25 protein-coding genes are annotated in these 23,091 nt (G+C 59.8%); 4 read left to right on the top strand and 21 right to left on the bottom strand.

From position 1 onward, the window contains the following. The 3 genes from AGR1_RS12075 to AGR1_RS12065 form a co-directional block, all read right to left on the bottom strand. Entirely contained in the window at positions 1-951 is a 951-nt protein-coding gene (locus AGR1_RS12075; protein ID WP_149146998.1) for an aldo/keto reductase, read from the bottom strand. 109 nt (positions 952-1,060) lie between these two features. Then, positions 1,061-2,044 carry a GlxA family transcriptional regulator gene (locus tag AGR1_RS12070; RefSeq protein WP_149147345.1) on the bottom strand — a complete coding sequence of 328 codons (984 nt, stop codon included), beginning with the start codon at positions 2,042-2,044 and terminating at the stop codon, positions 1,061-1,063. Further along, positions 2,044-2,604, bottom strand: a complete 561-nt coding sequence (locus AGR1_RS12065) for an isochorismatase family protein (protein ID WP_080791588.1) — start codon at positions 2,602-2,604, stop codon at positions 2,044-2,046. The genes AGR1_RS12070 and AGR1_RS12065 overlap by 1 nt, the downstream gene beginning before the upstream one ends. Before the next feature lie 179 nt (positions 2,605-2,783). Between AGR1_RS12065 and AGR1_RS12060 the strand changes: the two genes are divergently transcribed. Next, positions 2,784-3,767 (top strand): Gfo/Idh/MocA family oxidoreductase, encoded by a 984-nt coding sequence (locus AGR1_RS12060; protein ID WP_149146997.1) that lies wholly within the window; start codon positions 2,784-2,786, stop codon positions 3,765-3,767. Here the strand turns inward: AGR1_RS12060 and AGR1_RS12055 are convergent. Further along, complete coding sequence (locus AGR1_RS12055; RefSeq protein WP_149146996.1) at positions 3,764-4,135, bottom strand: hypothetical protein; 372 nt, start codon at positions 4,133-4,135, stop codon at positions 3,764-3,766. The two genes, AGR1_RS12060 and AGR1_RS12055, sit on opposite strands and share 4 nt — an antisense overlap. 12 nt (positions 4,136-4,147) lie before the next feature. Next, complete coding sequence (locus AGR1_RS12050) at positions 4,148-4,390, bottom strand: hypothetical protein (RefSeq protein WP_080791578.1); 243 nt, start codon at positions 4,388-4,390, stop codon at positions 4,148-4,150. Between the two features lie 189 nt (positions 4,391-4,579). Between AGR1_RS12050 and xseA the strand changes: the two genes are divergently transcribed. After that, entirely contained in the window at positions 4,580-6,178 is a 1,599-nt protein-coding gene (gene xseA, locus AGR1_RS12045) for an exodeoxyribonuclease VII large subunit (RefSeq protein WP_149146995.1), read from the top strand. Here xseA and AGR1_RS12040 read toward each other — a convergent pair whose 3' ends face one another. From AGR1_RS12040 to AGR1_RS12030, 3 genes are all read right to left on the bottom strand, one after another. Continuing rightward, positions 6,179-7,381 carry a mandelate racemase/muconate lactonizing enzyme family protein gene (locus AGR1_RS12040; protein ID WP_149146994.1) on the bottom strand — a complete coding sequence of 401 codons (1,203 nt, stop codon included), beginning with the start codon at positions 7,379-7,381 and terminating at the stop codon, positions 6,179-6,181. A 54-nt stretch (positions 7,382-7,435) separates the two neighbouring features. Continuing rightward, a complete protein-coding gene (locus AGR1_RS12035) occupies positions 7,436-8,143 on the bottom strand; it encodes a FadR/GntR family transcriptional regulator (protein ID WP_080791568.1) in 708 nt (235 codons plus the stop codon). Positions 8,144-8,251: 108 nt separating this feature from the next. After that, positions 8,252-8,752 (bottom strand): MarR family transcriptional regulator, encoded by a 501-nt coding sequence (locus AGR1_RS12030; RefSeq protein ID WP_162927532.1) that lies wholly within the window; start codon positions 8,750-8,752, stop codon positions 8,252-8,254. An 81-nt stretch (positions 8,753-8,833) separates the two neighbouring features. On the opposite strand from AGR1_RS12030, the gene AGR1_RS12025 reads away from it, so the two are divergent. Next, positions 8,834-9,697 carry an EamA family transporter gene (locus AGR1_RS12025; RefSeq protein WP_149146993.1) on the top strand — a complete coding sequence of 288 codons (864 nt, stop codon included), beginning with the start codon at positions 8,834-8,836 and terminating at the stop codon, positions 9,695-9,697. 7 nt (positions 9,698-9,704) lie between these two features. On the opposite strand, the gene AGR1_RS12020 is transcribed toward AGR1_RS12025, so the two are convergent. From AGR1_RS12020 to AGR1_RS12010, 3 genes are all read right to left on the bottom strand, one after another. Continuing rightward, positions 9,705-10,943 (bottom strand): aminopeptidase, encoded by a 1,239-nt coding sequence (locus AGR1_RS12020; protein ID WP_149146992.1) that lies wholly within the window; start codon positions 10,941-10,943, stop codon positions 9,705-9,707. A gap of 89 nt (positions 10,944-11,032) precedes the next feature. Then, positions 11,033-11,509: a Cys-tRNA(Pro) deacylase gene (ybaK, locus tag AGR1_RS12015; RefSeq protein WP_080791557.1), complete on the bottom strand. Its 477-nt coding sequence runs from the start codon at positions 11,507-11,509 to the stop codon at positions 11,033-11,035. Between the two features lie 12 nt (positions 11,510-11,521). After that, positions 11,522-11,869 carry an ArsC family reductase gene (locus tag AGR1_RS12010; RefSeq protein WP_080791555.1) on the bottom strand — a complete coding sequence of 116 codons (348 nt, stop codon included), beginning with the start codon at positions 11,867-11,869 and terminating at the stop codon, positions 11,522-11,524. Between the two features lie 234 nt (positions 11,870-12,103). On the opposite strand from AGR1_RS12010, the gene AGR1_RS29575 reads away from it, so the two are divergent. Next, the gene (locus AGR1_RS29575; protein WP_003503889.1) at positions 12,104-12,271 is read left to right on the top strand and encodes a hypothetical protein; all 168 of its coding nucleotides are present in this window, start codon (positions 12,104-12,106) and stop codon (positions 12,269-12,271) included. A 71-nt stretch (positions 12,272-12,342) separates the two neighbouring features. On the opposite strand, the gene AGR1_RS12000 is transcribed toward AGR1_RS29575, so the two are convergent. The 10 genes from AGR1_RS12000 to AGR1_RS11955 form a co-directional block, all read right to left on the bottom strand. Beyond that, complete coding sequence (locus tag AGR1_RS12000; RefSeq protein ID WP_149146991.1) at positions 12,343-13,047, bottom strand: 2'-5' RNA ligase family protein; 705 nt, start codon at positions 13,045-13,047, stop codon at positions 12,343-12,345. Positions 13,048-13,150: 103 nt separating this feature from the next. Beyond that, positions 13,151-14,728, bottom strand: a complete 1,578-nt coding sequence (guaA, locus tag AGR1_RS11995; protein WP_080791547.1) for a glutamine-hydrolyzing GMP synthase — start codon at positions 14,726-14,728, stop codon at positions 13,151-13,153. A gap of 83 nt (positions 14,729-14,811) precedes the next feature. Then, entirely contained in the window at positions 14,812-15,450 is a 639-nt protein-coding gene (locus AGR1_RS11990; protein WP_080791543.1) for a 5'-methylthioadenosine/S-adenosylhomocysteine nucleosidase, read from the bottom strand. After that, a complete protein-coding gene (locus tag AGR1_RS11985; protein ID WP_080791540.1) occupies positions 15,447-15,896 on the bottom strand; it encodes a PaaI family thioesterase in 450 nt (149 codons plus the stop codon). The genes AGR1_RS11990 and AGR1_RS11985 overlap by 4 nt, the downstream gene beginning before the upstream one ends. A gap of 135 nt (positions 15,897-16,031) precedes the next feature. Further along, positions 16,032-16,484, bottom strand: a complete 453-nt coding sequence (locus AGR1_RS11980; RefSeq protein WP_080791537.1) for a TspO/MBR family protein — start codon at positions 16,482-16,484, stop codon at positions 16,032-16,034. 51 nt (positions 16,485-16,535) lie between these two features. Beyond that, positions 16,536-17,630 (bottom strand): DUF1513 domain-containing protein, encoded by a 1,095-nt coding sequence (locus AGR1_RS11975; RefSeq protein WP_149146990.1) that lies wholly within the window; start codon positions 17,628-17,630, stop codon positions 16,536-16,538. A gap of 4 nt (positions 17,631-17,634) precedes the next feature. Then, positions 17,635-18,756, bottom strand: coding sequence for an imelysin family protein (locus AGR1_RS11970; RefSeq protein WP_149146989.1), 1,122 nt, complete (start codon positions 18,754-18,756; stop codon positions 17,635-17,637). Then, positions 18,756-20,210 carry a di-heme oxidoredictase family protein gene (locus tag AGR1_RS11965; protein ID WP_246669656.1) on the bottom strand — a complete coding sequence of 485 codons (1,455 nt, stop codon included), beginning with the start codon at positions 20,208-20,210 and terminating at the stop codon, positions 18,756-18,758. The genes AGR1_RS11970 and AGR1_RS11965 overlap by 1 nt, the downstream gene beginning before the upstream one ends. A 129-nt stretch (positions 20,211-20,339) precedes the next feature. Beyond that, positions 20,340-21,617 carry an imelysin family protein gene (locus AGR1_RS11960; protein ID WP_149146987.1) on the bottom strand — a complete coding sequence of 426 codons (1,278 nt, stop codon included), beginning with the start codon at positions 21,615-21,617 and terminating at the stop codon, positions 20,340-20,342. A gap of 155 nt (positions 21,618-21,772) precedes the next feature. Next, positions 21,773-23,062 carry an RsmB/NOP family class I SAM-dependent RNA methyltransferase gene (locus tag AGR1_RS11955; RefSeq protein ID WP_080791529.1) on the bottom strand — a complete coding sequence of 430 codons (1,290 nt, stop codon included), beginning with the start codon at positions 23,060-23,062 and terminating at the stop codon, positions 21,773-21,775. Positions 23,063-23,091 lie beyond the last annotated feature (29 nt).

The raw sequence follows: 23,091 nt of genomic DNA, 5'->3' as shown, positions 1-23,091 counted from the left end.
TTACGCACCCGCCTTGTCGAGAAGTGTCATCATCTCGTCCGTCAGCTTTAACTCGACGGCGCGTTTGAAGCTTTCGAGCTGGGACAGGCTGGTGGCGCTGGCGATCGGCGCGGTTATCGCCCTCTTCCGCAACAGCCAGGCGAGCGCGATATCGGCGAGCTTGGCCCCGGTTTCCGCGGCTACTGCATCCATGGCGCCCAGAATGGCAAGCCCGCGCGTATTGACATATTCGCCTACACGGTAGCTGCGGGCGACGCCTTCCGTATCGGACTTGGCACGATATTTCCCGGTCAGGAAACCGGCGGCGAGGCTGTAATAATTGATGACGCCGATCTCTTCCTTCTGGCAAAGCTCGGCAAGCGGGCCTTCGAAATCCGCGCGATTATAGAGATTATACTCCGGCTGCAGCACGTCATATCGGGGAAGATTATTTTTCGCGGCCGCGTCCAGCGCGTCCTGAAGCTGGCTGGCGGAATAATTGGAGCAGCCGATGGCGCGGATTTTTCCCTGCTCCTTCAGCTTTGCGAAGGCGGCAAGCGTTTCCTCGAGCGGCACCTCCGCATCCGGCTTATGGGCGAGGTAAAGGTCGATATAGTCGGTTTGCAGCCGCTTCAGCGAGGCCTCCACGGCCTCCCCGATCCATTTGGCGCTGAGGCCTGTCTTCTGGCCGCGATTGTCGAAACCGACCTTGGTGACAATCACTGCATTTTCACGCCTGACGCTCGACTGCTTCAGCCATTTGCCGATGATCGTCTCGGACTCGCCGCCCTCATGGCCATCCACCCATGCGGAATAGACATCCGCCGTGTCGATGGCGTTGAACCCGGCGTCAAAAAAGGCGTCGAGCAGGGCAAAGGAAGTCTTCTCATCCGCTGTCCAGCCGAACACGTTGCCGCCGAAGACGATCGGGGCGATGGAGAGGCCGGTGCGGCCGAGGCTTCGTTTTTCCACGGGGAATGCTCCTGTTGCTGTCTTGGTGGCAAGGTTAGCAACTGCTCATCCGCATAACCATTCAATTCCTTTGATGGCATTCATCAGGCAGCGGCGGGGTCTGAGATTATCAGGACTGAAAACCGCGATAGTGGCTGGGCGGAAGGCGATTATGCTGTTGCCACACGCGCCGCAAATGTCGGGCGGAGGCAAAACCCGCCCGTTCGGCAATGGCTTCCATATCGAGACGGCTGTTGGCAAGAATGTCGCGGGCGAGATTGACCCGCATCAGGTTGACATAGTCGATGACGCTGATGCCGGTATGCTCGCGAAACAGGCGCGACAGATGCCTTTCGCTGAGCGCCGCAATATCGGCCAGCCGCTCCAGAGACCAGTCCTGCGCCGGCTCCGCCATCACACGGTCCTGAACCCGGTGAATGGCGGGGTGGATGTGGTTGCGGCCGGTGAGCCAGGGGGAGATTTGCGGATCGCTGCCACTGCGCCTGAGATAAACCACCATGGTTTTGGCAATACGCGCGGCGACCGCCGGGGATGTCAGCCGGGAAACCACATGCAGCATGAGGTCGATGCCGGTGGAAATGCCGGCGCTTGAGAAGCGGTTGCCATCCTCGACGAAAAGGCGGTTTTCAGCGACCTGGGACAGCGGCGCGATGCGGCGCAGCCCTTCAACGCAGTCGGCATGGGTCGTGCAGTTGCGCCCGTCAAAAAGCCCGGCTTCGCCCGCCAGCAGCGCGCCGGAACAGATGGAAATGACTGTCGTATCAGGGCGCACCGCGCGGCGCAGCCATGCCGCCAGCGCCTGCCGCTCTCGCCGTGTCTCCGGATCGTTGTCGAAGCGTGACGTGCTGCCCGAGATCAGCAGGAAAGCATTTTCCGGCAGGGTCGCGGGCAAGCTCTCCAGCCCTGAAAGCGCAAGGCCGATGGAGGATTGTTGTTTGTCAGTCGCAGCAATGTAGCGGCAGTCGAAATGGATGTCCCGCTGTTCCCCGTTGGCATAACGGATCACTTCGAGCGGACCGGCAATATCGAGCAACAGCGCATGGGGCGGCACAAGCGTATAAAAGGGAATGGTGCGCGTGCCGCCTCTATCCATCATGCGGCCTCTTTCACGGTGGCAAGTGCGTCGTCGACGGTCACGATGCGCGCGAAGCGACCAGCCAGCACCAGCTCGGTCCGCTTGCGGATATCGTCCGGGCTGAAGACGGTGCCGGAAGCATGTGTCATCGGGAAAGTCAGTGTCGCTTCGGTGACGTAATCGACGCTGTAACCAAGATCGGAAGCGTGCCGGGTGGTGGTTTCACAGCATTGTTCGGTGCGGATACCGGAGACGATCAGCCGGTTGATACCCTTCTGCGTCAGCCAGATTTCGAGGCCGGTGCCGGCAAAAGCCGAATGGCGGTTCTTGTGAAAGGTGACATCTGGGGTAATCCGCACACCCTCCAGCGCCCGGATATAGCCGCTGTCTTTTGAAAAAGCCCTGTCGCCATCGACATGGAAGATTTGCACGACGGGAATGCCCGCAGCCTTGGCGCCGTCGATCAGCACCTGCTGCTTCTCCAGATAAGCGGCAAGCTCGCTTTCTTCGAAGTAAGGGGCGTGCCGAAAGGATTCCTGAACGTCGATGACAAGCAGCGCTGTACGAGAAGAGGACATTTCATGTTTCTCCATTGGGTTCATGCATAGCATAATTCCTCTTATCTAGCTTAGAGAAAAGCAGGTATTCCGACAAAGACAGGACAAATTCAGCCATACACTGCTCTGTCATGCATGGGCGGCTTGCCAGGCCGTGTGACGATGGTAAGTTTCCAACGATGGCAGAACGGGAGAATGGAATGCTGCGTTTCGGAATAATCTCAACGGCGAAAATCGCTCAGGATCACGTCATCCCGGCGACGCAGGATGCGCGAAACTGCGTGGTCAGCGCCATCGCCAGCCGTGACCTCGCCAAGGCCCGCGCGGTGGCGGATCGTTTTTCCGTGCCCCACGCCTTCGGCTCCTATGAGGAGATGCTGGCCTCGGATGTCATCGACGCCGTCTATATTCCGCTTCCCACCTCGCAGCATGTGGAATGGACCGTCAAGGCCGCCGATGCCGGCAAGCATGTTCTGTGCGAAAAGCCGATTGCACTGAAGGCCGAGGAGATCGATACCCTCATCGCCGCGCGTGACCGCAACCGTGTTATCATCTCGGAAGCCTTCATGGTCACCTATGCGCCCGTCTGGGCGAAGGTGAAGGAATTGCTGGCGTCCGGCGCGATAGGGACACTGAAGCATATTCAGGGCGCTTTCAGCTATTTCAACCGCGATCCCGGCAATATGCGCAATATTCCCGAACTGGGTGGCGGCGCCTTGCCGGATATCGGCGTTTACCCGACCATCGTTACCCGCTTCGCTACCGGCGCGGAACCCCGGCGCGTACAGGCCACCGTCGAGCGCGATAAGGAATTCGGCACGGATATCTATTCCAGTGTCAGGGCCGATTTTGGTGATTTTGAACTGAGTTTTTATCTGGCCACACAGCTTGCCGCCCGTCAGCTCATGGTTTTCCATGGCACTGAGGGGTACATCGAGGTCAAGTCTCCGTTCAACGCCAATCGCTGGGGTGCGGAAGAGATCGAGCTGACCAATCAGGCCCACAACCAGTCGCAAATCTTCCGGTTTCAGGATAGCCGCCAATATAAGCTGGAGGCGGAGGCCTTTGCCCGTGCGGCGAAGGGTGAGGGCGACGTCGTGACGCTGGAAAGCTCGAGAAAGAACCAGCTTTTCATCGATGCTATCTACCGAGCAGCGGACAAGGATGGCTGGGAGACGGTTTAGTCCAGATCCTGCCGTTGCTTTTGAAGCCGCCAATAGCCGTAAAGCGCCAGCACAAATGCTGCGAGTGCTGAAAAAGCAAGCGGGACGAGCCTCTGCACCAGCGGGTTGCGCCATTGCAGCAGGGCAAACAGCCCGACGCTGACGATCCGTGAGGTAAGCGTGACAGCATTTGTCAGGAAGCTGTTCAGCCTGGCGGATGCCTCACCATTCAAACGGTTCAGCCGCCAGCTTGTTGCAAGCCCCGTTGCGGCGCCCGGCAAACGGGCGGCGAGCGGATCGACACCGAGATAGAAAATAAGCAGACAGGTAACGGTAAGGTCGGCGGCCAGTCCGCAAATCTCGGTCAGCGCAAAGTGCGGAAGCCTCAAGGCCGTGTGCTTTTAGAGGGTTGGCTGGGTGGAACGCGGGCGCTGCAGCACCAGAAGGCTGATAACGACACCCACGACACCGAAATTGTAACCGGCGAGCGCCAGCAGCAGCGACATCAAGGGCACGGCCGTGGAAGAAAGTGCAGTCGCAACGCCATAGGCGGTGATAATCATCATGCAGATGAAAACGATGCTGAAAACCGAACGGAGCGCAACTGCGGTTACGCCGAGCACTGTGGCGGTAAGAAAAATCATGATGCCGCCTCCTCTTTGATTGTCGGGCCTGAGGCAAGGCTTACCGCCGTTTTCCCTAACGAACCCTTGTTTCCTCCTCCCATCCTCATTTTCCTAACTCGTTAGTTGAGGATATGGTTTCATCGTCGTTAAAATGAGGCTGGTCGGCGCCGGCATTTCCGAATCGGCGGGTTTTGGTTACAAACGGGCATGAGCGATATCTTCTCCCACGCAGCATTGAGCAATCTTGCCGAATTTTCGGTCTCCGAACTGTCGGGTTCCATCAAGCGCACGGTGGAGACGGCTTTCGAACAGGTGCGGGTACGCGGTGAGATCTCCGGCTATCGTGGTCCGCATTCGTCCGGGCACGCTTATTTCTCGCTGAAGGACGATCGCGCCCGTATCGACGCGGTGATCTGGAAAGGCACCTTCTCGCGGCTGAAGTTCCGCCCCGAAGAGGGCATGGAAGTCATCGCCACCGGCAAGGTCACAACCTTTCCCGGCTCCTCGAAATACCAGATCGTCATCGAAAGCCTCGAGCCGGCCGGTGCCGGCGCGCTGATGGCGCTTCTGGAAGATCGACGTCGGCGGCTGGCGGCGGAAGGGCTGTTCGATGCGGCTCGCAAGCGCCGGCTGCCCTTCATGCCGCATGTCATCGGCGTCGTCACCTCGCCGACGGGCGCTGTCATTCGCGACATCCTTCACCGCATTTCGGATCGGTTTCCGGTCCACGTCGTCGTCTGGCCGGTCAAGGTGCAGGGCGAAGGTTCGGGCGAAGAGGTGGCGAACGCCATTCGCGGCTTCAACGCGCTTCAGCCCGGTGGCGAGATTGCCCGCCCCGATGTACTGATCGTTGCGCGCGGCGGCGGCAGCCTCGAAGACCTCTGGAGCTTCAACGATGAAATCGTCGTGCGCGCCGCTGCCGAAAGCGAAATCCCGCTGATTTCCGCCGTCGGGCATGAAACCGATACGACATTGATCGATTATGCCGCCGACGTGCGCGCCCCGACGCCTACGGGAGCCGCCGAAATGGCCGTGCCGGTGCGTGCGGAACTCGAAGCGCAGCTGTCCGGCCTCGCTGCCCGCCTTTCCGGTTCGGTCTTGCGGCAGATGGACAATCGCCGCCAGGGCGTGCGCGCTCTGGTGCGCGCTTTGCCGTCGCTCGATCAGCTTATGGCTTTGCCGCGCCGCCGTTTCGATGAGGCTGCAAACGGTCTCGGTCGCGGGTTGGAAATGACAACCCTCAACAAGCGCCGTGCTTTTGAGCGGTCCGCCTCCGGTCTCAGGCCGGAAACCCTGCTGAACGGTCTCAAACAGCACAGGCAACGGATTACCGAGCGCATGCATCGGGCCGAGACCCTGGTGGAGCGTCGTCTGCTGCAGGGAAAAGGCCGCGTCGATGCCTTCGATTCCGCGCTGCGTTCGCTTCCCGCCCGACTTCTCGGCCAGCTGGAGCGGCAGAAGGAGCGGGTCGTCACCGCGTCGCGCCGCGCCGATACCGCCGTGTTGCATCGCATGGCGCAGAACCGTTCCGGTCTCGCCGCCCATGATCGTATCCTGCAATCGCTGTCCTACAAGAACGTGCTGAAACGCGGTTATGCCGTGATCCGCGATGAGGAGAACCGGCCGCTGACCCGCGCTGCCGCTGTTGCTTCAGGTGCTGTGGTCTCGATGGAATTTGCCGATGGCCGCGTCTCGGCCATCACGACGGGGGAGGGCTCGCTATCCCCCGATAACCCTGTGGTGCCAAAAAAGAAGCCAGCGAAACCGGCTTCTTCCGATCCGGGCAATCAGGGCAGCCTGTTCTGATCAGATCGAGGCCGCATCCGAAAAACGGCGGCTGACAGTGAAGGTCTTTTCGATATCGGGGTGCAGTTCCATGCCAAGGCCGGCGCCCAGCGGGACGGTGATCATGCCGTTTTTCACCTCAGGCAATGCGGTGACGAGATCGCGATACCAGGTCTTGTAGAAGGCGCGCACGCTTTCCTGCACCAGCGCATTCGGCGCATTGAGCGACAGATGAGTGGAGGCGCAGAGCACGACCGGGCCGGTGCAATCATGCGGCGCGACCGGCAAATGCCAGGCCTCCGCCATGGAGGCGATCTTGCGCGCCTCCGAAAGCCCGCCGCACCAGCTGATATCAAGCATGACAACACCGGCAGCACCGGTTTCCAGCAGATCGCGGAAAGCCCAGCGGGAGCCGAGCGTTTCGGACGCGGAAATCGGCGCGGGCGACACGGCGGCATAACGTGTCAGGCTGGAAAGACTGTCCATCTTGATCGGGTCTTCATGCCAGAAGGTCTGGTAGGGGGTGAGCGCCTTGGCGATCTGCATGGCGGGCAGAAGCTGCCACATGGAGTGAAACTCCACCATGATATCCATCTTGTCGCCCACCGCCTTGCGGATTTTTTCAAACGGTTCGAGCGCGCTTTTCAGGTCCGGCATCGAGATATATTGCCCGCGCGTCTTTTCCGCGGCTGCATCAAAGGGCCAGATCTTCATGGCGGTGATACCGTCTTCCAGCAGCGAATGGGCAAGCTCGTCGGCCCGGTGCAGAAAGCCGTTCAGATCGTCATAGTCCTTGCCGCCGGAAAGGCCGTAATTGGCCGTCTGCTGCCCCGTGGCCTTCTTGATATATTCGGTGCCCGCGCAGGTATTGTAGGTGCGGATTTCCTTGCGGCTGAAACCGCCGAGAAGCTGGGCGATGGGCTGGTTTGTGGCCTTGCCGAAAATATCCCACAGCGCGATATCGAAAGCGGAGTTGCCGCGCACTTCCGCCCCCGATGAGCGGAAACCGAGATACCCGACGAGATCCTGCGCCAGGAGATCGATCTGCAACGGATCGCGGCCGATCACCCGGGGTGCGATATATTCATGCACATAGGTTTCCACCGTCTCGGCGCCATAAAAGGTTTCGCCAAGCCCGGTAATACCTTCATCCGTATGGACCAGAACCCAGAGCAGGTTTGCCCGTTCCGCCACACGGACGGTCTCAAGTTTCGTGATTTTCATGAAGTATCTCCTCCAGAAGCAGGTCGTGTTCCGCCTGGAACGGTGTTTGAAAAATCAGGCGATGCCGGCGGCCAGAAGCGCGTGCACGCTTTCATCGAAATGCCGCGCCATCAGCGTTGAGGCGGTTTGCGGGTCGCCCGCGGCAACCGCCTGTCCGATGGCGATGTGAAGCTCGCCCGCAGCGTGGCGCTGCGCATCGGATGTGCGGCTTTTCCAGCCGATCGGCCAGGTCTGACGCGTCACATTCTGGAAGGCGGCGAGAATGAGTTCGAAAACCGGGTTCTTGGAGGCCTTGGCAACAGCAAGATGAAAGGCAAGGTCGTGCTCCATCACCTTGTCATTGTCGCCGAAATCTCGCTCCATATTGTTGGCGTGATCGAGGATGGTAAGCGCTTCCGCATCCGTCCGCCTCAGTGCCGCGAGCGTCACGGTTCTGACTTCGATCGTGCGTCGCACGTCGTAAATCTGCTGAATGTTGATCTGTTCGGTATGAATGCCATGTTCGAACATCAGCGACATCGCGCCATGATCCAGCGTCGCCACGGTGGCGCGTTTGCCGGCGCTGACGTCGATCAGCCGCATGGCCGACAGGGACCGGAAAGCCTCGCGAACGACCGTGCGCGAGACACCGAGTTGTTGCGAGAGCGAAAGCTCGCTCGGCAGCTTCGCACCAGGCGCCAGCTCGTTCTCTCTGATATGGCGGGTGATTGCGCCGATCGTGCTGCTGACAAGGCCGGATTCATGCGAAATGGCGTTTAACATTTTTCCTCCAACCTGTAGTACAGGTTTATGGAAAATTGCTTACAGGATTTTTTCTGCGGAAACAAGCGCCCATGCCTGCTTGATTGCTGGTCCCATCAGCAGCGTAAATTAGTCCTCGAAGTTCTGCAGGAACCGCTTCAGCAGCCCGTCAAGCGCCGCGCGCTCCTCTTCGCTGAGATGGGCGACAAGACGATGCTGGTTTTCGACGTGCGCGCCAACCGCCTCCTCGACGACGGCAAAACCGCGATCCGTCAGCGATATCAAAACGCTGCGCCGGTCCTGCGGATTGTGAACGCGCTCCACCAGCCCGGCTTTTTCCAACTGGTCGATCCGGTTTGTCATGGTGCCGGAACTGACCATGGTCATGGCCAGCAGATCGCCGGGAGAAAGCCTGTAGGGTGAGCCCGCGCGCCGTAATGTCGCCAGCACGTCGAAAGCGGAGGAGGAAAGGCCGTGTTTCAAGAGCACCGCCTCCACCTCGCGGCCAAGATGCGTGCTGAGCCGGTGCAGGCGGCCAAGCAGCCCCATGGGGCCGACATCGAGATCGGGGCGTTCCTTACGCCATTGCGCCAGAATATGGTCGACGTGGTCCATGGGTTCCTCGCTCATCATCAAGGCATAACAATTGATATCTTGACGTCAAGATAAAATCGACTAAGCTGAATTTATCTTGATATAGAGATTCTTGAAATGAAGAAAAGTACGACCTATGCCGCCGATGTGCTGGTGACAGCACTTGCTCCCGCCATATGGGGAACCACCTATTTTGTCACGACGGAATTCCTGCCGCAGGGATATCCTCTGCATGTCGCCATGCTGCGTGCCTTGCCGGCCGGCCTCCTGCTGCTGCTTCTCGTCCGAAAGCTGCCGCAGGGCATCTGGTGGCCGCGCAGCTTCATTCTCGGCGCGCTGAATTTCTCGTTCTTCTGGGCGATGCTTTTCGTTTCGGCATATCGTTTGCCCGGCGGTGTCGCGGCGACGGTGGGCGCGGTGCAACCGCTCATCGTCATCGGGCTGTCGCGGCTGTTTCTTGCTGCGCCGGTGCGGCCGCTCGCCATCGTCGCCGGTTTTCTCGGCATTGCCGGCGTCGCGCTTCTGGTGCTGACCCCCGGCGCGGCATTGGATGGTATCGGCGTTGCCGCAGGTCTTGCCGGTGCCGTCTCCATGGCCTTCGGAACGGTGCTGACCCGCAAATGGCGCCCGCCGGTCTCGAACCTCACCTTCACCGCCTGGCAATTAACGGCGGGGGGCATTCTTCTTTTGCCGGTCGCTTATCTTCTTGAGCCGGCCCTGCCGGCGCCAACGGCGGCCAATGTTCTCGGTATGGTCTATCTCGGCCTTATCGGCGCGGCACTTACCTATCTTCTGTGGTTTCGTGGGCTTGCCCGCATCGAACCTTCCGCGGCCGCATCGCTCGGTTTCTTAAGCCCCGTCGTTGCAACTCTGCTGGGCTGGCTGGCGCTCGGTCAAAGCCTCGCGCCAGCGCAGATCGCCGGTTTCATTGCTGTGCTTTTCAGCATCTGGCTCAGTCAGCGCAGCCAGTTGCCGAGGTAGAGGCCCGTCAGGCCCATTCGCCCTTGCGCATGACAGGTACCGTGGAGCCATCCGGCTTCACACCGTCAATATCCACCTTGTCGGAACCGATCATCCAGTCGATATGGATCAGGCTGGAATTGCCGCCCTGCGCCTTGATCTGGTCCTGCGACAGCGAAGCGCCGTCAAGGAAGCATTTCGAATAGCACTGGCCAAGAGCGATATGGCACGAGGCGTTTTCATCGAACAGCGTGTTGTAGAACAGAATGCCGCTTGCCGAAATCGGCGAGGAATGCGGCACAAGCGCCACTTCACCCAGACGCCGCGCGCCCTCGTCGGTGTCGAGCACCTTGTTCAGCACCGCTTCACCCCTGGAAGCCTTGGCTTCGACGATGCGACCCGCTTCGAACTTCACCTGGATATCATCGATCAGCGTACCCTGATGCGACAGCGGCTTGGTGCTGGACACGTAGCCATCGACGCGCAGCGCATGCGGTGTGGTGAACACTTCTTCAGTCGGAATATTCGGGTTGCAGGTCACGCCGTTTTTGGCCGTGGAGGCGCCGCCGTGCCATTCGTGGCCATCCGCCAGACCGATCTTCACATCCGTGCCCGGGCCGGTGAAATGCAGCGCGGAAAAACGTTCGCCATTCAGCCAGGCGGAGCGCTTGGCGAGATTGGCATTGTGCTGCGCCCATGCGGCGACGGGATCGGCCACATCCACCCGCGAGGCGGCGAAGATGGCGTCTGCGAGCTTGCGAACCGCTTCATCCTCGGTGAGGCCGGGGAAGACCTGTTTTGCCCAGGAGGGGTTCGGATAGGAGATGATGTTCCAGTTGATATCGAAGTTGGAAATCTTCTCCAGCGCCGGCTTGTAGGCCGTGGAATTAGCCTTGTTGGCGCGCGCCACCTTGGCGGGGTCTTGCTCGGCCAGCAGCATGGGGTTGTCGCCGGCAATCGCCAGCCGCGCTGCGCCATTGGCATAGGCCTTGGCCATGCCCTCATAGAGCCAGCCGGAAGCCCGGTCGAAATTCGCGTCGCTCGCATGGCGGTAGCGGGAAAGCGTGGTTTCCTCGTCGGAATAGAAAGTGGTAACCAGCCCGCCGCCCGCGATATAGGCATGTTTGGTCAAAAGCCTGACCAACGGCAGGGCCGCCAGCGGCGCAGTGATCACCAGATCCTGATCCTTCTGTAATTGCAGGCCGACCTTGACGGCGACTTCCGCGAGTTTTTCGAGTTTGACGGGATCGATGGGGGAAACGGTCATGATCTGCCTTCGTCTATTTCAATAGGAGGCGCCGACCATAGCCCATTCCTTCCGAAAGCCAAATGCTTTCAGGGGCCGTCCCTTGCACCTCATTCGGCGACCAGCGGTGCGACAACGGCTTTCAGCGTTCGCTCGGCATCGCGGGGCGAAAGCCTCACCTGCAAACCACGTTGCCCGCCATTCATGTAGACGTAATCATGGGCCATGGCATTGGCTTCAATGGCTGTCGGCACCTGCTTCTTCTGCCCGAAAGGGCTGATACCGCCGACATGATAACCGGTCGCCCGTTCGGCATCGGCGGGTTTCATCATGGTGGCCGATTTGCCTCCGAAGGCGGCGGCAAGCTTCTTCATGCTCACTTCGCGGTCGGAGGGGACAACGACGCAGACCGGCCTGCCGTCCAGCTCCGCCATCAGCGTCTTCAGCACCAGATGCGGCGGCTCTCCGATCGCTTCGGCCGCCTGCAGGCCGATACGGTCGGCATTCGGGTCGTAATCATAGGTGACGGTGGTAAAGGCAATGCCGGCCTTCGTCAGCATCTGGGTGGCGCGGGTCGTTTTGGACATGGTGGGTTGCGTTCAGGCAAAAAGGGTCTGGTAGATTTCCGGCTTGAAGCCGACGGTTGTCTTGCCCTTCGCCTCCAGCACCGGGCGCTTGATCATCGAGGGCTGCGCCAGCATCAGCCCGATGGCCTTTTCGCGGGTAAGATCGGCCTTCTGGCTGTCGTCGAGTTTCTTGAAAGTCGTGCCGGCCCGGTTGAGAACCGTTTCCCAGCCGGCGGCATCACACCATGTTTCCAGATGGGCGCGGTCGATGCCGGCTGTCTTATAGTCGTGGAAAGAATAATCGACGCTGTTCGTCTCCAGCCAGCTTCTGGCCTTCTTCATCGTGTCGCAATTCTTGATGCCGTAAATCGTGACCGTCATGCTATCGCCTCTTCGTCTTCAAGCCTTCCGGCATAACAAAATATCCATCTTATTCAAGCCGCCCCCTGAGGCGCCTTGCGTCGATTGATCAAGCGTCATGCTTGAGCTATGCAAAATTGAGGCAGCTGACATCCAAACGAGCGCGAGCAAAGCTGCATGGCTTCCCTGCTACATCAAGAGTTGTAGAAGAGGCCTGAAATCCCCATTATCTGGACAACAAGGATGGAGATTAAAATGCGTCAGGTTGCAAAGACATCGCGTAACTTCTTCGGCGAAACTTTCGCCGTTCTCGGTGCAGCGCTCTCGGTTTCGGCCGCTGTTCGCGCACATCGCAAGCCCGCCCGTGCCGATCTCGAAGCTCTCGGCATCGACGGCAAGGCTTTCGACAAGGTCCAGCTCTAAGCTGGTTATCGTTTGAAGCGAGGCGACTTCGCCTCGCTCATGCGTATATTTTGGCGGGCCTTAGCGTTCGCCTATTTTCGGTTCGGCCGTTTTCTCGGACCGATCAGTTTATCCGGTAAATGCAGCTGGTTTTCGAGCGGCTCATACCGATCCGCTTTTGCGGAGAGTGCGAAGCGTCCGAGGGACTCATGTCGCGTTTCGCCGTTATGGCTGAAAACAAGCTCGAAATTACTCGCAAGCCAGCTATATGGCTTTCCGGCCGGCATCGGCTCTATCTTCCCGCAGCCATAAATCATCGTGACATGCGGCGTAGAAAATGGTGCAGGGATATAGGGAAGGTTCGCCTGTCGAAGCGCCCGTTGCAGCAACCTGACCAAAGCATTGATCTCCGGCTGATCACCACCGTTTCGTAGAACCAAACTGTTGCGATTGCCAAAAAGCGCGCTTCCGTCGAGCGTCACCGGAACCGGCCGCGCGCTCACCGCGCCCATTGCCGCCTTCAGTCTGCTTGTCAGTCCGTGAGGGATTGTCTCGAAACATCCCAAACACAACAGGGTCATGTGCAGAAGCTCGGCGGGATATGCCTCACGGGTTGTCCGACCCATGGCATGATGCGACGCATCGACAAACATTCTTTCCGCCAATTGCCGTGGCGGTTTGAGCATTAGCAGGAGCTTGTTTCGAAAGCGTGGATTGACGCGCCGTATTTTTTTCGGCTCCAGCCCATCAAAGCAAAGCTGCCTCAAGGCTCTTTCGTCCGCCAACTCCCGCTCCATGACGATGCTCCACAGCCTTATACCAAGGCCGGAAACCTATCATTATGAGGTAATAAAATAAAGAACAAAAGATGAACGGAAGGCGGAATTGCTCCGCCTTCGCTTATTCCCACTCGATCGTGCCGGGTGGCTTGCTCGTCACGTCGTAGACAACACGGTTGATGCCGCGCACTTCGTTGATGATGCGGGTTGCGGCACGGCCGAGGAAATTCATGTCGTAGGGATAAAAATCCGCCGTCATGCCATCCACCGAGGTTACGGCGCGCAGCGCGCAGACGAAGTCATAGGTGCGGTAATCGCCCATGACGCCCACGGTCTGCACCGGCAGCAGCACGGCAAAGGCCTGCCAGATGGTGTCGTAAAGACCAGCCTTGCGGATTTCGTCCAGATAGATCGCATCCGCCTTGCGCAGAATATCGAGCTTCTCACGGGTGATCGCGCCGGGGCAGCGGATGGCGAGACCCGGACCTGGGAAGGGATGGCGGCCGATGAAGCTGTCCGGCAGGCCGAGTTCACGGCCAAGCGCGCGCACTTCATCCTTGAAGAGCTCACGCAGCGGCTCGACGAGCTGCATGTTCATGCGCTCGGGAAGACCGCCGACATTGTGGTGGCTCTTGATGGTGACCGAAGGGCCACCGGAAAAGGAGACGCTTTCGATGACATCAGGGTACAGCGTTCCCTGCGCCAGGAACTTCGGTGCACCCTTGCCATCGGCAGCAATCTTGGCGGCTTCGGCCTCGAAGACCTCGATAAACAGGCGGCCGATGGTCTTGCGCTTCACTTCCGGATCGGAAACGCCCGAGAGTTCACCAAGGAACAGATCGGCGGCGTCAACGTGAACAAGCGGAATATTATAGTGGTCGCGGAACATACCGACCACTTGCTCGCTTTCGCCAAGGCGCATCAAGCCGTGGTCGACGTAAACGCAGGTCAGCTGGTCACCGATCGCTTCATGAATGAGAATAGCCGCGACCGAGGAATCGACGCCGCCGGAAAGCGCGCAAAGCACGCGGCCGGTGCCGACCTGCTCGCGGATCTTGCGGATCATCTCGGCGCGATAGGCTGCCATCGTCCAGTCGGATTTAAGACCGACGATCTTGTGCACGAAGTTGGAGAGCAGCTTGCCGCCGTCAGGCGTATGCACCACTTCCGGGTGGAACATGGTGGTGTAATAGTGACGCTTCTCGTCCGCGGCGATGGCAAAAGGTGCGTTCTCGGACGTTGCAATAACTTCGAAACCGTCCGGCAGCTTCGTGACGCGGTCGCCATGGCTCATCCAGACAGGATAACTCTTGCCCTGTTCCCAGAAACCGTCGAACAGCGGGCTGGCCTTCTTGATGTCGATATCGGCGCGGCCGAATTCCGCCGCGTGACCGCCCTCGACAACACCGCCGAGCTGGGTGCATAGGGTCTGCTGGCCGTAGCATATGCCGAGGATCGGAACCTTGCTGTCAAACACCGCCTGCGGTGCGCGCGGGCTTCCTTCCGCCGTCACGGATGCGGGGCCGCCGGAGAAGATCACGCCCTTTGGCTGAAGCTTCTCGAACGCCTCTGCGGCATTCTGGAACGGATGGATTTCACAATAGACCCCGGCTTCGCGGATGCGGCGCGCAATCAGCTGCGTCACCTGGCTGCCGAAATCGATGATGAGAATGCTGTCGGGATGGGCTATCTGGGTCATGGCGAGCCTTTAAAGAAAAGCGGGGCTTTAGGCAACCCGGAAGCGGGCGTCAAACGGCGGAAATTTGCGAAAATCGCAAGGTTCTAAAGGGCAATCACGCCGTCCTCGATGGCGCGGCAGAGCCGGTGGACGGCATCAGCCAGCTTTTCATCGATGACGTGCAGGTACTCCGTCCAGTCGTCCACATGGTTCACATCCTCCTTGCCGTCGGAAATGCCGCGCAGACTGATGAGCGGTACGCCGAAGCGCTGGCAGGCTCTTAAAACCGCAAAGGTTTCCATTTCCACCATATCGGCGTCGATCAGCCCGTAGGCCTCGCCTGAAACGACATTGGCGCCCGTGGAAAGCCGCGCCTCTGCAATGTCGGGTATCCGCAAAGGCAAGGCCACTTCGGCGGGCAGATCAAGCAGCGGCGTGCAGCCCTTTTCGAAACCGAAGGCGGAGGCATCCATGTCGCGATAGGAAACGGAAATGGCCTGATAGACGCCGGTTTGCTCCAGCGTCCGCGAACCGGCGGAACCGAGCGAAACGACGAGGTCCGGCAGGTGATCGGCCGCATCGAGACCGGCAAGAACGGCCGTGACGGCAATCGCCGCCTCGACCGGGCCAATACCGGTCATCAGCGGCGCAATGCGTGCCTGAAGATGGGGACCGTATTCGGGGGAGGCCGCCATGACGAAGAGGACGGATTTATCCGCAACATGCAAAAGCCGGTATCTCATCCGGTAATATCCTCGCGACCCTTCACCACCATCATCGTGCCCGTCATGGAGGCGATCAGCTTCGCCGGTCCGTCGGACAGCGCATAGGCGCGGCCATCGGCGACGATCAGGTTGTTGCCAGGCTTGATGATCTCGCCGCGAAACAGGAACCGCTCGCCGCGCCCGGGCGACATGAGGTTGACCTTGAATTCGATGGTCAGCAGCGAGGCTTCCGGCTCGATGATCGTATAAGCGGCATAGGTGCAGGCCGTATCCAGACCCGCGGCGATGACGCCCGCATGCAATATGCCGTGCTGCTGCGTCAGCTTTTCATGAAAAGGCAGTTCGATTTCCACCAGCCGGTGTTCGATACGGCTGATCTCGGCGCTGATCGCCTGAACCACGCCCTGTCGCGCAAAGCTTCTTTCTATCCGCTGACGAAAATCGCCGGGATCCGTGATCTCCATGGCCTACCTGCCTGCTTCTGCCTCATCGCAAACTGACATGGCGCGTGGCGGCAGGCAAGGCAAGGGCGGTGCGGCGAATTAGAACATTTCCAGAAAAAGTGGAGCCCGGTTTCCTTTCGGGAACGCGAAAACAGTCTAGTTGAGCATGCCGATGCTCACATTCAGTACCGTGGCGAAGGCGACCCATACGGCATAGGGCACGAAAAGCCACATGGATATGCGGTCACGGCGGTAGGTGAGCGCCACAAAGGCGACGATGCAGATCAGCATCGGAATGATAATGATGAGTGCACCTGCCGGGCTCTGCATTCCGAAAAAAATCGGAGACCACAGGAAGTTCAGCACCATCTGCGTGAACCAGAGCCGCATGCGCGTCCCCATCGGCTTGCGGATCCACGTCCGTGCGCCGGCAATGCCGATCAGCACGTAAAGCGCGGTCCAGACGGGCCCGAAAATCCAGTTGGGCGGATTGAAGAAAGGCTTCTGCAGCGATTGATACCATTCGCCGGGCACATTGTTGACGCCAATCAGCGCCCCCACGGCAACAACGACAACCACAAAAACGATATAGACGGCAAGGTTTCTCATAATCCGTCCAACGCAACGGGCGGGCTTTTGTTCCCCTTTCTTTTCAGTATTTTAGCTGGACAGACGCACGATGTGCTGGTCCCACGCCACGTCGCTGCGCCGGGTTTCAAAAAATCCGTCATAGGAAGATACCGCAATGCCCCTCGCGGCGGGCGCGACGCCTGCCGCTTCTCGCACGGTCGTCTCGGAAACGACGCGCCCGGTTTTCGCATCCAGCGTCACGGCGGCGTTGCCGTTGGGCGAGGTCAGGCCCACCAGCCCATCGCGCCGGTTGACGGCAATGGCCCCGACATAATTGGCGAGACGCACCGTCGTTTCTTCCGGCAGATCGACGAAGGCCACATCCTCACCCTTGGAGAAATGGCCGACAAGCGGCGGAAGATCGTTGCGCGGTCCCTCGTATTGACAGGCGAACCAGATACGGCCGTCATCGCCGAGATCGACATGACGGGTGGAAAGCTGCCGAAGCTGCTCCGGCATGGCGTGTTTCTGGATCAACTGCCCGGTCGTCGCATCCAGAAGCACGAGGGACGGCCGCATGCTGTCGATATTGAGCTTGGTTCGGCCGAAATCCGGATGGGTTTCGATGCCGCCATTGGCGATCACGATCAGCCGGCCGTCATCGCTTACCGTCATGTCATGTGTGCCGATGCCATGCGCATCATATTCGCCGATGCGGGCAAAGCCGTTGCGGGCGTCATAGAGTCCGATAACGCCGCGATTGCCGTCGAAGTCGTTTTCGCTGGCGTAAAGGATCGCGCCATCGGGTGAGAATTGCCCGTGGCCGTAGAAGTGGCGGTTTTCCGGTGTGTGCATCACAATCGGTTCGCCGCGTCGCGCGGGGTCGAAGGCCATGAAGAAGGTGCCGGGCCGGCGCGCAAAGGCCACAGTCATGCCGGTCGCATGGCTCGTCGCCATTCCATGGGCGCGGGCAGGAAGCGCGACGCGGTCGATGATCTCGCCGCCTTCGCTCACGGTCGCAATGCCGTAGGACCCGTCACGGGCGCGGAAGGCGGAAGCGAAGACCGCGTCCGCCCGTTCGAGTGCATAAAGTGAACGGGGAGCCAGCGCGGCGAGGAAGGGAACTCCTGCGGCCTTGGTGAAGCTGCGCCGATCTATCAGCATCCGTTTGGCGCCGGAGATCATCGGTTCAATCTCCATCGGCGAAGGAAAAGCCGGAACTGAGGCCGATCGCGCCGCCATATTGATCGTTCAGGCGGTAGATCAGGTCTTTGCCATTGAGCAGCAGATAATCCACCTTGGCGCGCTGATCGTCCTGATCCAGCGCTTTTTGCACATCCGTATCGATTGTCCCGGCAACACGGATCATCGATTTGGCGATGAAATCGATGGAGTTGACGATGGAGCGCTGATCCGGCGGTACGAGTTCGACCATATCCGCCGTGTGCAGCAGGGTCTGAACCGCCTTGATATTGGTGGAAATGCTTTGCCATGTCTGGCCGGAGCGCCAATAAATGGCGGTGCGGGGAAAACCTGCCTTGTCCGGTCCCTTGTAGAAGGTTTCGATCCGCTGGTCGCGGATGGCTTCGGAGCCGTGGACGAGAATACCGAGCAGGGCAACAAGCGCCTCGCGCTCATCACGAAAGACGGGGTTGTCCGTTCCGGGCTCCGTCCAGTTTTTCTGCGCACCGTCGGGCGCATTCCAGCTGTCGGAAAGTTCCGCCGCCACATTGGCGATATTGTCGGCGATCGCTGCGCCGTAGCGGCAGCGGAAATTACCTTTCCTGTCAAGCAGCTCTTCCGCTCCGGTTCCGTAAAGCACGAACTCAAGAGCGCCGAGCCCTTGCGCCGCAACGCTCTTGCCGCTGAGGCTATCCGCGCTCGTGACGCTTTCATCCTTTTCGGTGAGATAGCGCTGCACCTGTTTCAGCCCGAGACCCTTCTTGTCGGGATAATAAAGCACCCGTTCGAAACGGTTCTTCTCGATGACAGGGCCGACACGTACGATCTCGATTGTCGACCAGCTTGACACTGTATCGACAAAGGCAGCCTTGGCAGCCGCCGCCGTCGTTTCCGAGGGAGCGGTGCAGAAAGCTTTCATGCGGCCTTCCAGCCTCTCCGCCGACTGCCGGAAGCGGTCATAGCCGGGACGGATAAAGCCGTTCACCGCCTTTTCCATCACACGCTGCACCTTAACCGGGTCGAGCGGCGGCGGCGGCATCAGTTCGACATCCTGCGCCCTCGCCGGAGGCGTGGTCAGAAGCAGCAATACGGACATGACGCCGGAAATTTTTCGCATGGTATTTTTCATCAAAGGGACTCCAGAAAGGCCAGCAAAGCCTGCCGGTCGGATTTTTGCAAGGCGGCGAAGGCGTTTCGCGCTTTTTGCCCTTCGCCGCCATGCCACAATATCGCTTCCGGCAGACTGCGCGCCCGGCCGTCATGCAGATAAAAACCGTTGCCATTGACCTTTTGGGTGAGGCCTATGCCCCAGAGCGGCTGGGTTCGCCACTGCCGTCCGCTGGCTTCGCCCACCTGCTGGCCATCGGCAAGTCCTTCGCCCATGTCGTGCAGCAGAAAATCGGAATAGGGCCAGATCAACTGGAAAGCATGCATGGGATCGGCGACGTCGCGGCGGGTGACGAATTTCGGGGTGTGGCAGGCCGTACAGCCGGAGGCGTAGAAAAGCTGCTTTCCCTGCAGGACCGTCGGATCATCGACGTTGCGGCGGCGCGGCACGGCGAGGTTTTCGGTATAGAAGGTCACGAGATCAAGAACCGGATCTGGCGCCTCCACCGGCCCGAGCCTGGGCTGCACGCCGGTCGGCATGGCAAGACAGTCCTTCTGGGCCTCGGTGCAATCGCCATAGGCATTCGGCGCATCCGGTGTGGAAATGCCGATGTCGTGGGAAAAGGCGCTGGCGCTCTGGTCGCGCACGCTCGCATTTTGCGCTTTCCAACCAAACCGCCCGAGTTTCACCTCGCCAGTGCGATGGTCTTTGACCCATGCGGGACGCCCGGCAATGCCGTCGCCATCGTTGTCGTTTGGGTCGGCCTTGGCCAGAATATCGGCCTCGGCAATGGCCTCAATCAGGCCCAGCCCGAGGGTGGGCATGGCAATGCGCGCTGAAAGCGCCGTGTCGGCGCCAAGCGGGCCATATTGCAGATTCGCCACGGCATAGTCGGGCTTGCGTAACATCACCACCTCGCCACCCGCCAGCGGAACCGGTATTTCCGTATAGGTGATGATCGGCTTACCTTCCGAGGCAAGACCGGGAATGGCCAGGTTTTGAAGCTGCCGGCCATAGGTCTCATCGGGAAAATTCAGCACTTGGTGGCTGGCGATGGCCAGTCGTTCGGCTTCGTTGCGGGCCGGTCGCGCCAGCCGCAGAAACAGCGAGACGGCGTCTTCTCCGGCAAGCGGCGGTCGACCCCTGCCATCCTTCACATGGCAGGTCTGGCAGGATCGGGCATTAAAAAGCGGCCCGAGCCCGTCCGAGGCCTGTGTGGAAGAAGGGGAGGAGACCCAGAGCTTCTGGAACAGCGCATTGCCGAGCTTGAAATCCTGCTTTCGCTCGAGCGGCATGGTGGCGGAAGGATGTGAAAACGCGCCGCTGTCGGCCTTGCCGACGCTGGTCGTCGCTCCGCCTGACATGGCCTCGAAAGGTTCCGGTCTGGTAAAATACGTCGTTGGCGCGGTCACGGCCAGTACGCGACTTCGATCTTTTTCCGTCAGATCGTCCCGCAGCGGTTCGGCAAGCGCCATCGACGCTGCAAGGCAGGCTGCCGCGGCGAAGAAGAATGGCTTGCGGATCGGCGGCGGCAAAAATCGCATGAAACAAGGGTGGTGGATGGAGAATAGCGGGCCGCGGCGATCCACGGCCCGCTTTACCGCTTATTTGAAGACGGTGTTAGGATTGTCGAGACTGTCGGAGCCTTCAAGCTCTATCTTGCCGAGATCGAGCGCCGCAATGACGCGTTCGACAGTCTTCGTCTGGTCGAGCAGGCCGTCGATGGCCGTCTGAACCACGGCGTTGCCTTCCTTGTTGCCCTCGCCGATCATCTGGTCATAGGCCTCGACGGTCTGCGCGCGCTTTTCCATCGCGTGCATGGCGTCGAGCGTCTTGTTCAGCTTCGCCAGCATCTCGTCGTTCAGAGCCTTGTCCTTGGCGCCGACCAGTTCAGACAGCGAGGCGCCCGTCATCTTCGTTCCGTCTGCGCGGGTGTAGTCACCGGTATAGGCCGAGGCGATGCCGATGGCGTCGTAAAGATGCGAATTGTAGGTGTTGTCGGAGAAGCAATCATGCTCTTCTTCCGTGTCGTGTAGCAGAAGGCCGAGCTTCATGCGCTCACCCGCCAGCTCGCCATAGGAGAGCGAACCCATGCCGGTGAGGATGGCGGTGAGGCCCGCTTTCGGATCGGCTTCCAATGTTTTCGTGGCTTCGCCTTCCGGCGCCCAGACATCCACCATCTCCTGAAGATCCTTGATCAGCAGGGTCGAGGCGGATTTCAGGTAGTCAGCGCGGCGGTCGCAATTGCCGTTCGTGCATTTTGCCTTGTCGTAATCGGTGTAGGGGCGGTTGCCTGCGCCCGGTCCGGTGCCGTTCAGATCCTGACCCCAGAGCAGAAATTCGATGGCGTGGTAACCGGTCGTGACATTTGCTTCGACATCGCCCGCCTCGTGCAGGCTTTCGATCAGCTCGGGGGTGATCTTGGAAGCGTCGACCTCTTCACCGCTAATCTTGATCTTCGGATTGGCGATGATGTTGGCGACGTAAAGCTCGTTCTCGTCGCTTTCCGTTCCGTAAGAACCGTCGACATAGTCGATCAGGCCTTCATCCAGCGGCCAGGCGTTCACCTTGCCTTCCCAATCGTCGACGATCGGGTTGCCGAAACGATAGACTTCCGACTGCTGATAGGGAACGCGGGCCTTGATCCATGCTTCCCGGGCGGCTTTCAGGGCTTCTTCGCTCGGCGTTGCGATCAACGCATCGACGGCCTTGTCCAGCGCCTTTGCCGTGGTCAGCGAATCCTCATATTTCGCATGCGCGACATCGGCGTAATGCTTGACGACGGCGGCCGCATCAGTGGCGGCCCGGGCGGGAAGCGCGGTGAAAGCCGCAGATGCGGCAAGAAGCGCAAAAGAAGCGCTGAGAATGGTTTTGCGGATCATGATCCCTCTCCTTCGACAGGCACGAAATGACTTCGCGCCGCAGCAGGCGAGTTCTGACTCAATCACAAACTTGTGTCAAACATTCTAGTTTAGAATGCTTGGAAACAAGACCGGGCGTCGTATTCCAAGAAAAATCGGTGCTTGCACAGACGGTACTATGCTTTGCGCTTCATCAAGCAGAAGAAGAAGCCATCCGTATCTGTGGTTGCAGGCGTCAGCGTCACTGTCTTGCCGTCGGAAGAATGCGGTTTATTCGCGTTACCGCCGAAAGTCGTCTGCCAGCGTTCCAGTGCGGAGCCGATGGAAAATTCCGGATTTTCCGCGCAGAAACGCCTTACCTGCTGTTCGTTTTCTTCGGGCAGAACCGAGCAGGTGACATAAAGCAGCTCTCCGCCCGGGCGCACGAACCCCTTGGCCTGTGAAAGCGCCTCGCCTTGCTGCTGCACGCGCTCCTCCAGATTGCGGGCCGTCAGCCGCCATTTGGTGTCGGGCCGGCGGCGCCATGTCCCGGTTCCGGTGCAGGGCGCGTCCACCAGAACGCGATCGAATTTTTCCTGAAACGGCGTAAGGCCAGAGGCGCGGTCGTGCACCTGCACATTGCGCGTGCCGGCCCGCTTCAGCCGTTCTATGATCGGCGCAAGGCGTTTGCGGTCGGCGTCAAAGGCGTGGACCTGTCCCTTATTGTTCATGCTGGCCGCCATGGCCAGCGTCTTGCCGCCGCCGCCGGCACAATAATCGAGGATCTGTTCGCCTTCATGTGCACCGGCAAGATCGGCAACAATCTGCGAGCCCTCATCTTGCACTTCGAACCAGCCCTTCTGGAAGGACAGTTCGGCGGTGACGTTCGGCAGGCGGGAAGGGCCTTCGCCGGCGGGAATACGCACACCCTGCCGGGCGATATGCGTGGCTTCCGCGCCGCTCTCCTCCAGCGCCTTCAGCACCTTGTCGCGGGTCGCCTTCAAGGTGTTGGCACGCAGATCAAGCGTAGGCCGCTCGTTGAGCGCCTGAGCCTCACTGAGCCAGCGCTCTCCGAAGGCGGTTTCGAAGGAAGATTGTACCCATTCGGGTATGTCGCCCTGAATATAGGCCGGTGCGTCACCGAGGGAACGGGAAAGGAAGGCCTGCTGCCTTTCCGCATCGGGTGCGGTGGGCGCGAATTTGTCGCCGTCGAATTCCGCCTCAAGGTCCGAAAAGCTTTTGCCCCACTGCCGCAATAGAACCGCATAGGCGAGAGAGGCGGCGCTGTCGTCATCCATCAGCCAGGCGTGTGACAGTTTCATGCGCAGCGCGTCATAGACGATGTTGCCGATTGCGGCCCGGTCGCCGGAACCGGCGAAACGATGGGCAAGGCCCCAATCTTTCAGAGCATCGGCGACGGGACGCCTGCGTCCCTCAATATCCGCCAATACTTCGATTGCTCCGGCCAAACGCCCGCCCAAACGCATTGTCTACCTCGTTCTTGTGCTAAGCCCGG

Source organism: Agrobacterium sp. B1(2019), assembly GCF_008274755.1.
In the GTDB taxonomy this organism is placed as follows: domain Bacteria; phylum Pseudomonadota; class Alphaproteobacteria; order Rhizobiales; family Rhizobiaceae; genus Agrobacterium; species Agrobacterium salinitolerans.
Note: the sequence above shows the minus strand (reverse complement) of the source record. Positions and strands in the feature narration are given on the sequence as shown.